Here is a 12,368-nt window from a genome sequence, read left to right as displayed (position 1 = left end):
AGAACTATTTGATGGCATTTAACGCAGCTTGATAATCTGGTTCTTGACCTATTTCAGGCACTTGTTCAGTATAAATAATGGTGCCATCTTGGTCCAGAATGATAACACATCTCGAGTGAAGCGCATCAAAAATACCATTGGTCATCATTAAGCCGTAATCTTTTCCAAAATCACCAGTCTTAAAATCAGAAAGCATAATAACATGTTCTAAACCTTCAGCGGCACAAAATTGTTCTTGAGCAAATGGCAGATCTCTTGAAATACAAAGAACCTTTGTGTTGTCTAAATCACCTGCTTTTTGATTAAAATTTCTTACCGAGGCCGAGCAAATACCGGTATTCACGCTCGGAAAAATATTGAGAATTAAGTTGGAGCCTAAAAAATCAGATAGCTTTTTGGTTGATAAATCAATAGCTACTAGTTTAAAATCTTTTGCTTTAGTTCCAACTTTTGGTAGTTCACCTGAAGTTTCCACGGCATTTCCGCCCAATGTGATATGTGCCATATTATGCTTTTAAAATTAAGAGTTAAAGGTAGTAATAATTAGGTTGATTATCTAAATGATATTGATGCTTATTTATCTAATAAATTTTATCAATTCTGATATAATATTTCAAAATAAACAATCAGGTCTATTTTAATATGGAATCACTAACTTTATAGGATAAGAATAAGATAAATCAAATAATTAAACTATTTAAGTATGAACAATTCAACCAACGGCAAATGCCCTTTTATGCATGGTGCAAATACCTCTGCCGAAAAAACAGTCACAGAGTGGTGGCCCAATTCACTAAATCTTGATATTTTACATCAGCATGACAGTAAAACCAATCCACTTGGAGAAAATTTTAACTATCAGGAAGAATTAAAAAAATTAGATGTTGATGCACTTAAGAAAGATCTAACGGATTTAATGACCGATAGTCAAGAATGGTGGCCAGCCGATTGGGGACACTATGGTGGTTTAATGATTCGAATGGCATGGCATGCCGCCGGAACTTACAGAACTTCCGATGGACGCGGAGGAGGAGGAACGGGCAATCAACGATTCGCACCTTTAAATTCATGGCCGGATAATGTGAGTTTGGATAAAGCCAGACGATTACTATGGCCTATTAAGAAAAAATATGGCAATAAAGTAAGCTGGGCGGACTTAATTATTTTAGCCGGTAATATAGCCTATGAAAGTATGGGGCTTAAGACCTATGGATTTGCCTTCGGTCGAGAAGATATTTGGCATCCGGAAAAGGACATTTATTGGGGAGCTGAAAAAGAATGGTTGGCACCAAGTGATGAACGCTATGGAAGTGTCGATAATCCTGAAACTATGGAGAATCCTTTAGCAGCTGTGCAAATGGGCTTGATTTATGTTAATCCGGAAGGTGTTAATGGTAAGCCGGATCCTATTAAAACAGGAGCGCAGGTTCGTGAGACCTTTAAACGTATGGCTATGAATGATGAAGAAACGGTTGCTTTAACAGCTGGTGGACATACGGTTGGTAAGATGCATGGTAACGGAGACGCCAGTATATTAGGTCCAGATCCTGAAGCGGCTTTGGTTGAAGAACAAGGGTTTGGATGGTCAAATCCAACGCGAACAGGTAAAGGGCGTGATGCCGTAACAAGTGGTATTGAAGGTGCATGGACAACGCATCCAACCAAATGGGATAATGGTTATTTTGAAATGTTATTTGGTCATGAATGGGAGCTACGTAAAAGTCCAGCCGGAGCATGGCAATGGGAACCTGTAAGTATTAAGGAAGAAGATAAACCGGTTGATGTTGAAGATTTTTCTATCCGACATAATCCAGCTATGACAGATGCCGATATGGCTATGAAAATGGATCCGATTTATAAGGAGATATCTTTAAAATTTAAAGATGATTTTGAAGGGTTTTCAGATGCTTTTGCCAGAGCATGGTTTAAATTGACGCATCGTGATATGGGACCGAAAGATCGTTGGTTTGGTCCGGAAATACCAAGTGAAGATTTGATTTGGCAAGATCCTGTTCCAAAAGGAAAAAAAGATTATGACGTGAATGCTGTTAAGGCTAAAATTGAAGCATCAGGTTTGTCTATTTCTGAAATGGTTTCTACCGCTTGGGATAGCGCCAGAACATATAGAGGTTCTGACTTTAGAGGAGGTGCCAATGGGGCAAGAATTCGTTTAGCGCCTCAAAAAGATTGGGAAGGTAACGAACCGCAAAGATTGTCTAAAGTGCTTTCTGTTCTAGAACCTATAGCTTCTGAATTTGGTATTAGTGTGGCTGATGTGATTGTATTGGCAGGTAATGTAGGCGTTGAAAAAGCTATTAAGAATGCCGGAATGGATGTCACGGTACCATTTGCTCCAGGCAGAGGTGATGCTACTCAAGAGATGACCGATGTGGAATCATTCGAACCTTTAGAGCCACTTGCTGATGGATTTAGAAACTGGCTGAAAAAGGATTATGTAGTGAGCCCTGAAGAATTGTTATTGGATAGAGCTCAATTAATGGGGCTTACAGCACCAGAAATGACTGTTTTAATAGGTGGTATGCGCGTTATGGGAACTAATCATGGTGGAACTAATCATGGTGTTTTTACTAACAATGTTGGCGCATTAACCAATGACTTTTTTGTGAATTTGACAGATATGTCAAATAAGTGGAATGTCATCAATGGTATTTTTGAAATTTGTGACCGTAAAACAGGTGAACGTAAATGGACCGCTACGCGAATTGATTTAGTATTCGGTTCGAATTCAATTTTAAGATCCTATGCTGAAGTTTATGCGCAGGATGACAACAAAAAGAAATTTGTTGCCGATTTTGTGGCTGCTTGGACCAAAGTTATGAATGCTGATCGATTCGATTTATAATAGAAAGTCGATTCAGCATTAAATAAAAAGCCTACTCAAAATGTGTAGGCTTTTATATTTTAGAAACAGTTTTTTTAGTTTACATGATTTTCTAAAAATTCTGCGACACCTTGATGGGTTGCCTGCATACCTGTTTTTCCTTTGTTCCAGTTAGCTGGGCAAACCTCACCATTTTCTTCAACAAACTGTAGGGCGTCTACCATACGAAGAGCCTCATCAACATTTCTACCTAAAGGTAAATCGTTTACTATTTGATGACGGACAATACCTTCCTTGTCAATTAAGAATAAGCCTCGGTAGGCAATTAGTTCTCCATCTGCTTGTAACATATCATTTTCATCATAGAAATAGTCGCCAGCTAGTACATCATAGTTTTTAGATATCGTTTTATTAGTGTCAGCCACCAGTGGGTAAGTAATACCCTTAATACCACCGTGATTTTTATCTAATTGTAACCAGCCCCAGTGAGATTGTTCAGTATCTGTTGATACGGCTACCACTTCAGTGTTTCTAGACTTGAATGCTTCTAATTTTTCTTGGAATGCGTGTAATTCAGTTGGACAAACAAATGTGAAATCTTTTGGGTAAAAGAATAATACAACGTGGCTCTTCCCAATGAATTGATCTAATGAGAAATTTTCTACAAACTCACGTCCGTTAACTACTGCTTGTGCATTAAATTGAGGTGCTTTTTTTCCTACTAATACAGCCATTTTTTAATTTGCTTTTTTGTGTTAAAAATTAATTTTCGGCTGCAAAGATACATATTACAATCACCTTGACAAGGTGAACATATTCAAAATATTTGTGAATTAATAACTTAATCCAATTGACCTCTTAATTGCTTAATTTTAATATTGAATGCGGCAAAAAGAAGTGTCATAAAAGGACTTAACCAATTAAAAATGGCGAAGAAAAAATAATCAACAACAGGGACGCCTAATACTCCGCTTTGGTAAGCACCACAGGTGTTCCATGGTACTAATACTGAAGTTACAGTTCCTGAATCTTCCAATGTTCGACTTAAATTCTCTGGGGCCAATCCTTTATCTTCATAGGCTTTTTTAAACATTTTTCCAGGTACAACAATGGCCAGATATTGATCGGAAGCGGTGACATTCAATGCTAAACAACTGGCTACTGTACTGGCAAATAAACCAAATGTGGAAGATGCCAAACTCAACAATGCTGCACTAATTCTAGACAGCGCACCTATGGCATCCATAACACCGCCAAAAACCATGGCGCATATTATGAGCCAAATGGTTCCTAACATACCTGACATACCGCCGGCAGTAAACAAATCGTTTAATTCGGCACTGCTTGTTTCAACTGCTGTATCCACAGTCATAGCGTCCATGACCCCTTTGTAGGCCGAATGAAAAGTTAATGATTCCGTTCCTGCTATCTTCATTACAATATCAGGTTGTGCAATGATGGCTGCGAGGCCACCTAATAGCGTACCTATTAGCAAGGCAATTAAAGGAGAGGTTTTTTTGACAATCATGAATATCACTGCCAAAGGAACCAAAAATAGCCATGGCGAAATATTAAAAGCAGATTGAATAGCCGTTAATTTATCTGAGATATCTGGAGTACCATTGGTGTCAATATTAAATCCAATGATAGTAAAAACGATTAGCGTTACAACTATAGTTGGTATGGTTGTAAGCGCCATATATTTTATATGATCGAATAATTCGCCACCTGCCATAGCGGGAGCTAAATTAGTGGTGTCACTTAATGGCGACATTTTATCACCAAAATACGCACCAGATAATACGGCACCTGCTGTCATTCCCAAAGAAATTCCGAGGGTTTCACCAATTCCAATTAAGGCAATACCTACCGTAGCAGAGGTTGTCCAGCTACTGCCTGTCGCTATTGAGATAATCGCACAAATTATAACACATGCGGCAAGAAAAATGGAGGGACTTAATATTTGAAGTCCATAGTAAATCATGGTAGGAATAATGCCGCTAATGAGCCATGTTCCTGCCAAAGCGCCTACCATCAATAGAATTAACAAGGCACCTGTTGTGGACTTCACATTTTCAGCAACTTCATCCAGCATCTGTTTATAGGAAACCTTATTGAAAAACCCGACTACTGCGGCAACAGCTGCTCCCAATAGTAAAATGAATTGATTACTGCCGCTCAAGGCATCATCACCATAGACAAAAAATACGTTGTAAAAAAGCATGGCTACCAATGCAAAAACGGGCATCAATGCCTCCCAAATATTCAGTTCTTTATTCTCAACGATGTGCTCGTACTGTGGTTCTCTTGGTTTAATATCTTGACTTTCCATTAAATATTTGCTGTTATTTTCGTTTTTTGATTTGTAATGTTACAATTTTATGCTAATCTATGCAAAATGCGATGCGTAGATTTTTTATGCCACTTATACAATATTTGATACCAATTTTACTTTGAACCCATTCTAATTGTCTAATATTTAATATCTTTCATTGTTTAAATACAATTATCATGAAAATTTATAAACTACTAATCTTCATTTTTTGTTTTAGTGTTTATTTTGTCAATGGTCAGGTTGGTATAAGTACAACAAATCCCAATGCGCAGTTAGATGTTCGCTCTAGTAATCAAGCTGCTCCAGCAAATACAGATGGTATTTTGATTCCAAAAGTGGATGATTTCCCGGCTTCAAACCCAACTGTTGCTCAAGATGGTATGATGGTTTATGCTACGGGTAGTGGCGTTCCAGCTAAAGGATTTTATTACTGGGATAATACCACCACCACATGGATTCCGTTTGCAACAGGCGGTGTTGACGATGGTGATTGGGTGGTTGTTGGTGCTAATATTGAGAGGCAAAATGGTAATGTGTATATTGGAGATACCCAAGGGACTAATAATGATCTCTACATTAGTAACCGACTGATAGATTGGGATAATACGTCTTATTTTTTAGACCCAGCTGGAGAGAGTAGAATTAATGAAATTGGTTTTGATGTTGGCAGTTTAACGGATGTTAGTGTTAGATTTGATCAACAAGATACTGGATTGTATAGCCCAGCATCAGACCAATTGGCTTTTGCTGTTAATGGTATACAGCGATTTCGAATAAGTGAGACAGGTGTGATTTCTTTCGGTGATGCGACTGGAGGTTTTATCAATTATAATTTTCCATTAACGCGTGGATCAATGGGTCAAGTTTTAACATTGACTGATAATGTTGGTAACTTAGGCTGGATTGATGCCACCAGTTTAGGTAGCGATGATCACGATTTTTACGAAGAAGGTACTACCACTTCACCAGACGACATCAATGACGATCAATATACTTTCGGTAATGTAGCTATTGGAAAGAATACTGCAAATTGGCCATTGGAAGTCCAAAGCTCAATAGGCGGCCGTGGGTTATCCATCCAAATGGATGGAACAGCAAACACCACAACTTATGGTTTGTTGTCGGAAATTACCAATTCGTCAAATGCCACTCATGTTGGATTATATGGCAGGATTTTGGGAAATGGTGATGGGGCTCATCGCGCTATTGAAACCTCAACTTCAGGAGGTGGAAGTGGTGCGCATTATGGTTTATATAGTTCGTTAAGTGGCGCTGGAACTGGCGAGCAATTTGGCGTTAGAACTATTATTTCAAATTCAGGGAATAATAATCATTATGGAGCTTATAATGAATTGACTGGAGTAGGTAGTGGCGATCATTTTGGAACTTATAATAGAGTGGTAAGTTTGGGATCCAGCGAAAAGTATGGCACTTATAATTCTATTGGTGGCAATGGCAGCAGCCCGCATTATGGCACCGTTAATTTTGTACAGGGTACAGGTTCAGGAAATAAATATGGCACCTATAATACGATTAGAAATGATCAAGGGGGAACACATTATGGGGTTTATTCTGCTATACTAAAACCTGGTAGTTATGCGGGTTATTTCGTAGGAAACGTGTCCATAGGGACTAATGCAGGAAATAATTATATTTTACCACCATCGCGAGGAACTTTAAATCAAATCATGCAAACCGATGGCACAGGAAATGTGAGTTGGGTGGATCCGTCTACGTTGAATATACCACATAGTATTGATGATTTGTTAGATGGTAAATCTGATAATGATGGGACTCAAGATGGTTCTTCGATATTTCTAGGAATTGATGCAGGAGCAAATGATGATAGTAGTGACAATCAAAATATTGGAATAGGTTTTCAGGCATTTACTGACAATACATCAGGCCAATTAAATACCGCAATGGGCTATCAAGCCTTGTCAAGCAATTTAACAGGGGATAACAGCGTGGCAATAGGAGCAAGAGCACTATTTAATCTTGTGAATGGAAGGGAAAATACAGCTATTGGTTCAGCAGCTATGTCCAGCCAATTGAGTGGGGCTTATAATGTAGCAGTTGGTTATCAGGTATTTAATCAAGGCATTTCTTTAAATCAAAACGTTGGTTTAGGTTATCAATCAGGATATAATAATGGTGGGACTGGAAATATTTTCATTGGTTATCAATCTGCTTATAATGAAACAGGTAATAATAAGCTTTATATAGAAAATTCTAATTCTTCATCTCCATTGATTTACGGAGAATTTGACAATGATCTTCTACGTATTAATGGCACTTTAGACATCAACAATAATTATCAATTCCCAACAACAGATGGCGCTGCCAATCAAATATTACAGACGGATGGTGCTGGCAATGTAAGTTGGGTCAATAACAATCCCATTTCATTAATTCCTTTATTCAGTAATGGAAGTTATGGTATGGCGAATACAACAGGACAAGACTTGGCAAATATGGATACGGCATTAGAACCAACTATTTATAATGCGACAGGCAATATTGAAGTAAAGCTAGTGGTACGATATTCAGTAATAAATGGGGCCAATAATTTGCAATTACGCGCGCATGACGGCACAACGGAAACGTTTCCTATTGTAAATACAGACACATGGACATTTGCTGGAACACAAAACGGTGGTGTCGCTACAAGCGAATGGAAAACATGGAATGCTGGAACCAATGCTCATGAAATTCATTTATTTGGTTGGAGTGCCTTCTTTTCAAGTATGAATATTGTGAGTGCGTATTTATTAGTAAGATCACAATAAATCTTTATTGTCTTTTATCATGTTTCAAGTATCTGTTCCGTAGATTTGTACTTTATTTATGGATTCACTTACCCAAATTGTACTTGGGGCTGCTTGTGGTGAAGTTGCTCTTGGAAAGAAAATAGGCAACAAAGCTTTATTGTTTGGTGCTATTGGTGGCATCATTCCAGATTTGGACGTCTATGTGGGCAGTTGGTTATATGGAAATGAGATAGATGCCATGTTGTTCCATAGAGGCTTTATGCATTCCATGTTGTTTTCGGTTTTGGGAGCTTTTGTATTTGGTTGGGTTACCTTCAAATTGTACAATACTGGTAAACGTCTGCATACAACCACGCTACTCAATTGGGTTTGGCTGTATTTTCTGTCGTTGTTCACGCATCCTATTTTAGATGCTTTTACGCCTTATGGCACACAGTTATTTGCACCTTTTAGTGATTATAGGGTTGCTTTTAACAATATTGCCGTTGTGGACCCTATTTATACCGTTCCATTTTTAATTTGTTTGATTGTGATGCTGTTTTTTAAACGTAACACCCGATCGAGAAGAATATGGTTGAGGCTGGGTTTAGGTATCAGTACCGGTTATTTGTTATTTACTTTCGGAAATAAACTTTATATAGATTCTATTTTTAAATCATCCTTGAAAGCAGAAGGCATCACATACAATCGCTTTTTTACACAGCCAACTATTTTTAATAATGTTTTGTGGTATGGTGTTGTTGACATGGGAGATAGTTATTATGTGGCTTATTACTCTTTATTGGATTCCAGTAATCGATTTTCTGATTGGATGAGATTGCCGAAAGTAAGAGATTTATCGCCTCTAGATTACAAGCGCATTGAAAGGATGGCTTGGTTCAGTAATGACTATTATTCTATTTATAAAATGGATGGTCAGTATTACAGATATAATGATTTGAGGTACCCATTGGCCGATAAAACGAATCCAAATTCTTCGGTTTTTAGTTTTATGTTGTTTAAAGATAAAGGGTCTTTAAATATGAAGCCTTTTGAAAGAAGCGATGCCAATATTTCTGAAGCTTTGTCCGAACTATGGAAGCGCATGCTTGGTGTGTAATTGGACAAAATAATCTTTTAAGTGTATCACAGCTAAATAATTGTATATTTCATCTAATTAACCTCCTTGTGATATCTCAATAACCCTACTATATAATATCTTTGTTATAACAATATTCGACCTATGTGCTCAACAAGCATTTCTAAACTTTTATTGAGTTTGCTTTTGTTCTTTTCTTTTGTTGTCAATGCACAGGTGGGCATTGGTACAATAAATCCGCATACATCATCTATACTGGATATTGAAAGCACAAATTCTGGAGTTTTGCTTCCTAGAATAGGACTAACATCTACTTCGGACAATAGCACAATTACAAATCCAGAGGCCAGCTTATTGATTTATAATACCAGTACTGTAAACGATGTTACTCCAGGGTTTTATTTTTGGCAAAATGGTAAATGGAACAAGATTAGCACAGATACCAAAATTTTTGGAGACATCTATAAAAGTTCAGCTAGTGCTGTTCAAGCATTAGACGCCAGTTCGCCTATTAGCTTTGGTTCCATAGCTATTTGCGAGGGTGTTCTTTCAGATAGTAATCATTTTGAAATTGTTACTCCAGGATATTACAGGGTAACCTATTCCATTTCGCTTCTAAAAACAGCTGGAAGCCCAATAAATTTAGGCTTTTACTTAACAAAAAGTTCAGATCCTGCTGATAAAATAGAGGGTTCTTTTGTGCATACGCAGTTGGATGAATTTCGGAATATCAACATTAGCATGAATAAAATAATTTATCTGGATACAAATGAAAAAATCTTTTTATATCCAGATATTTCCAATGGCAGCGTCGCTGTAATGTCTAATGCAGCCACGTTGAATATTGAATTAATTAAATCCGTTAATTAAATTCTATTCCTATTTTCAGCATACAACTTTTCATCATGTTATAGGTGCGTTCAATATCGGCATCCAGTCCAATAGAGAAACGAATCAAACCATCACTCAAGCCCATTTCCTGTTGTTCGTCTTCAGGTATTTCAGAAGAGGTTGAACTACCAGGAGCTGAAAATAAGGTTTTGTAAAACCCAAGACTTACAGCCAAATAACCTAAATTCTTCTCTTGCATCATCTCCATAAGCTCATTGGCCTTGTCAAGAGATCCTACATCAATAGTTAGCATACCGCCAAAGCCATATTGTTTGTTCATCATGCTTTTAAATAGTTCATGAGAAGGGTGAGATGCTAAACCTGGATAAACCGTTTTTAAACCATCCTTTTCAAACTTTTTAGCCAAATAACTAGCATTTTTACTATGCTGTTGCATTCTAATGTGCAAAGTTCTTAAGTTCTTTAAAACGGATGCAGAACGCAAGCTGTCCATTGTTGAACCTAACAACATACAAGCGCCATCATTGACGTTTCGTAAGTCATTGATGAATTCTTGGGTACCACAAACCACACCACCAACGGTATCGCTAGATCCATTAATGAATTTTGTTAAACTATGAATAACCACATCAGCCCCTAATTTTGCAGGGGAAATCGATAATGGTGAAAAGGTATTATCAACGACTAATTTTAAGTTATGTTTTTTGGCGATTTTAGATAAGCCCTCAATATCAGCTACTTCCAATAGTGGGTTGCTAACAGATTCACAATACAAAACCTTTGTGTTCTTGGTAATGGCTGCTTCAACAACGTCCAGTTTTGTGATATCCACAAAGCATGTTTCAATATTAAATCGAGGAGTAAAGTTTTTTAAGAAGGCATAAGTGCCACCATAAATAGTTCTACTGGATACAATATGATCGCCAGCGCCACACAATTGCATAATAACAGGCGTGATAGCTCCCATGCCAGATGCGGTAACATTAGCGGTTTCAGTGCCTTCCATAGCTGCCAGCGCTTCACCTAAATATAAGTTGGAAGGTGATGAATGACGAGAATATAGATAACAGCCATCTGCATTGCCTTCAAAGGTGTCAAACATGGTTTTGGCTGATAAAAAGGTATAGGTTGACGAATCTGAAATAGAAGGATTCACACCTCCAAATTCTCCAAAGTATTGTAAGTCTTGAATATTGTTTGCTGGTTTAAAGGCCATTTTGTGTTGTTTTAAGTTTATGATACGGTAAAAGTCTATAATTTTAGATGATATATCAATATATTGGATTATATTTAGAAAATAAAACTATCAAAATAAGTTAGTTTAGTTTTTATGTAATAATTTTACGAATAGATTATTGTTTAGCTGAAAAATTTTCAATGTCATGACACTGGATACGATTGATATAAAACTATTGGACTATCTGCAACAGGATTCCAAGCAAACCAATAAAGAACTTTCTAACAAATTGAATCTTTCTGTTACGGCTGTTTATGAGCGTATCCGAAAGTTGGAGCGCAGTGGTGTCATTGACAAATATGTGGCTCTAATCAATAAACAAGAAGTCAACAAAGATTTTGTGGCTTTTTGCCACATTAAATTGGTACAGCACGCGCAAGAGTACGTCACGAAGTTTGAACGTGAAGTTGCCAATTTAAAGGAGGTAGCTGAATGTTATCACATAAGTGGTGATTACGACTATCTCTTAAAAGTCGTTGTTTCAGATATGGAGGACTTTCGGGAGTTTATGGTCAATAAATTGACCTCCATTAATCATATTGGCAGTACACATAGTATGTTTGTAATTAACGAAGTCAAACATACTACGGCAATAAATATTTCATAGATGCATTCGGTTCCATATAAATTAAGCGAGTTTTTTATTCTGTTTGTGCTTTTTCCCGTGAGTTTGGTGTTGAATTATCCACTGGTTGTTAAAATGTGCCTAGGAGTGTTCGGATTTCTTTATGTGTTGTTTGTATTGGTTAGAATTGAAAAACTGCAACTTAAAATATCATCAAACCTAAACTGGAGAGCATTTTGGAAGCAAACATTGTTCAAACTGTTAACGATAAGTATTGTCACAGTGTTATACATGGTTTTTATTGATGCCGACAATTTGTTTGTGGTGGTTTTAAACAAACCGGTACTGTGGGTTGCCATCTTGTTTATCTATTCGGTTTTTTCGGTATATCCGCAGGAATTGATTTACCGCACGTTTTTCTTTAAGCGCTATGAATCACTATTTTCATCTCCAGGATTGGCGATTTTTATGAATGCTATTTTATTTTCAATGGCTCATTTGCTTTTTAAAAACACGTTGGTTTTATTTCTAACTTTTTGTGGTGGTCTATTGTTTGCTTGGACTTTTCTAAAAACCCGTTCAACCTTATTGGTCACTATTGAGCATGCTATTTATGGTTGCTGGTTGTTTACGGTTGGTATGGGTTCCATGCTAGGATTCCCATCTTAACTTATTTTTTAGACCGAAC

At 37.2% G+C, this 12,368-nt stretch carries 10 protein-coding genes; 6 read left to right on the top strand and 4 right to left on the bottom strand.

Annotated elements, in window-relative coordinates; translation table 11 throughout:
* Window positions 1-4 precede the first annotated feature (4 nt).
* Complete coding sequence (tpx, locus tag C1T31_RS09710) at window positions 5-505, bottom strand: thiol peroxidase (RefSeq protein WP_103052304.1); 501 nt, start codon at window positions 503-505, stop codon at window positions 5-7.
* 198 nt (window positions 506-703) lie between these two features.
* Here tpx and katG point away from each other — a divergent pair, with 198 nt between their 5' ends.
* Window positions 704-2,863 (top strand): catalase/peroxidase HPI, encoded by a 2,160-nt coding sequence (gene katG, locus C1T31_RS09705; RefSeq protein ID WP_103052303.1) that lies wholly within the window; start codon window positions 704-706, stop codon window positions 2,861-2,863.
* A gap of 74 nt (window positions 2,864-2,937) precedes the next feature.
* Here katG and C1T31_RS09700 read toward each other — a convergent pair whose 3' ends face one another.
* Complete coding sequence (locus C1T31_RS09700) at window positions 2,938-3,576, bottom strand: peroxiredoxin (RefSeq protein WP_103052302.1); 639 nt, start codon at window positions 3,574-3,576, stop codon at window positions 2,938-2,940.
* Between the two features lie 107 nt (window positions 3,577-3,683).
* Window positions 3,684-5,174, bottom strand: a complete 1,491-nt coding sequence (gene nhaC / locus C1T31_RS09695; RefSeq protein ID WP_103052301.1) for a Na+/H+ antiporter NhaC — start codon at window positions 5,172-5,174, stop codon at window positions 3,684-3,686.
* Window positions 5,175-5,353: 179 nt separating this feature from the next.
* Here nhaC and C1T31_RS09690 point away from each other — a divergent pair, with 179 nt between their 5' ends.
* The 3 genes from C1T31_RS09690 (at window position 5,354) to C1T31_RS09680 (ending at window position 9,896) form a co-directional block, all read left to right on the top strand.
* Window positions 5,354-7,966, top strand: coding sequence for an autotransporter outer membrane beta-barrel domain-containing protein (locus C1T31_RS09690; protein ID WP_103052300.1), 2,613 nt, complete (start codon window positions 5,354-5,356; stop codon window positions 7,964-7,966).
* A gap of 58 nt (window positions 7,967-8,024) precedes the next feature.
* Window positions 8,025-9,047, top strand: coding sequence for a metal-dependent hydrolase (locus tag C1T31_RS09685; protein WP_103052299.1), 1,023 nt, complete (start codon window positions 8,025-8,027; stop codon window positions 9,045-9,047).
* A gap of 123 nt (window positions 9,048-9,170) precedes the next feature.
* On the top strand, window positions 9,171-9,896 hold the full coding sequence (locus tag C1T31_RS09680) for a hypothetical protein (RefSeq protein ID WP_103052298.1): 726 nt from the start codon (window positions 9,171-9,173) through the stop codon (window positions 9,894-9,896).
* On the opposite strand, the gene C1T31_RS09675 is transcribed toward C1T31_RS09680, so the two are convergent.
* Window positions 9,889-11,094 (bottom strand): aminotransferase class I/II-fold pyridoxal phosphate-dependent enzyme, encoded by a 1,206-nt coding sequence (locus C1T31_RS09675; RefSeq protein ID WP_103052297.1) that lies wholly within the window; start codon window positions 11,092-11,094, stop codon window positions 9,889-9,891. The two genes, C1T31_RS09680 and C1T31_RS09675, sit on opposite strands and share 8 nt — an antisense overlap.
* Window positions 11,095-11,260: 166 nt before the next feature.
* On the opposite strand from C1T31_RS09675, the gene C1T31_RS09670 reads away from it, so the two are divergent.
* Entirely contained in the window at window positions 11,261-11,722 is a 462-nt protein-coding gene (locus C1T31_RS09670; RefSeq protein WP_103052296.1) for an Lrp/AsnC family transcriptional regulator, read from the top strand.
* The gene (locus tag C1T31_RS09665) at window positions 11,723-12,349 is read left to right on the top strand and encodes a CPBP family intramembrane glutamic endopeptidase (protein WP_103052295.1); all 627 of its coding nucleotides are present in this window, start codon (window positions 11,723-11,725) and stop codon (window positions 12,347-12,349) included.
* Window positions 12,350-12,368 lie beyond the last annotated feature (19 nt).

The sequence above is a fragment of the Hanstruepera neustonica genome (genome assembly GCF_002895005.1).
GTDB lineage: Bacteria > Bacteroidota > Bacteroidia > Flavobacteriales > Flavobacteriaceae > Hanstruepera > Hanstruepera neustonica.
The sequence above is the reverse complement of the archived record's forward strand: the minus strand, read 5'-3'. Positions and strand labels throughout refer to the sequence as shown.

What these genes read in the sequence shown, in the direction of transcription:
- tpx (WP_103052304.1), bottom strand. Translation starts at nt 505, where the DNA reads ATGGCACATATCACATTGGGCGGAAATGCCGTGGAAACTTCAGGTGAA.
- katG (WP_103052303.1), top strand. Translation starts at nt 704, where the DNA reads ATGAACAATTCAACCAACGGCAAATGCCCTTTTATGCATGGTGCAAAT.
- C1T31_RS09700 (WP_103052302.1), bottom strand. Translation starts at nt 3,576, where the DNA reads ATGGCTGTATTAGTAGGAAAAAAAGCACCTCAATTTAATGCACAAGCA.
- nhaC (WP_103052301.1), bottom strand. Translation starts at nt 5,174, where the DNA reads ATGGAAAGTCAAGATATTAAACCAAGAGAACCACAGTACGAGCACATC.
- C1T31_RS09690 (WP_103052300.1), top strand. Translation starts at nt 5,354, where the DNA reads ATGAAAATTTATAAACTACTAATCTTCATTTTTTGTTTTAGTGTTTAT.
- C1T31_RS09685 (WP_103052299.1), top strand. Translation starts at nt 8,025, where the DNA reads ATGGATTCACTTACCCAAATTGTACTTGGGGCTGCTTGTGGTGAAGTT.
- C1T31_RS09680 (WP_103052298.1), top strand. Translation starts at nt 9,171, where the DNA reads ATGTGCTCAACAAGCATTTCTAAACTTTTATTGAGTTTGCTTTTGTTC.
- C1T31_RS09675 (WP_103052297.1), bottom strand. Translation starts at nt 11,094, where the DNA reads ATGGCCTTTAAACCAGCAAACAATATTCAAGACTTACAATACTTTGGA.
- C1T31_RS09670 (WP_103052296.1), top strand. Translation starts at nt 11,261, where the DNA reads ATGACACTGGATACGATTGATATAAAACTATTGGACTATCTGCAACAG.
- C1T31_RS09665 (WP_103052295.1), top strand. Translation starts at nt 11,723, where the DNA reads ATGCATTCGGTTCCATATAAATTAAGCGAGTTTTTTATTCTGTTTGTG.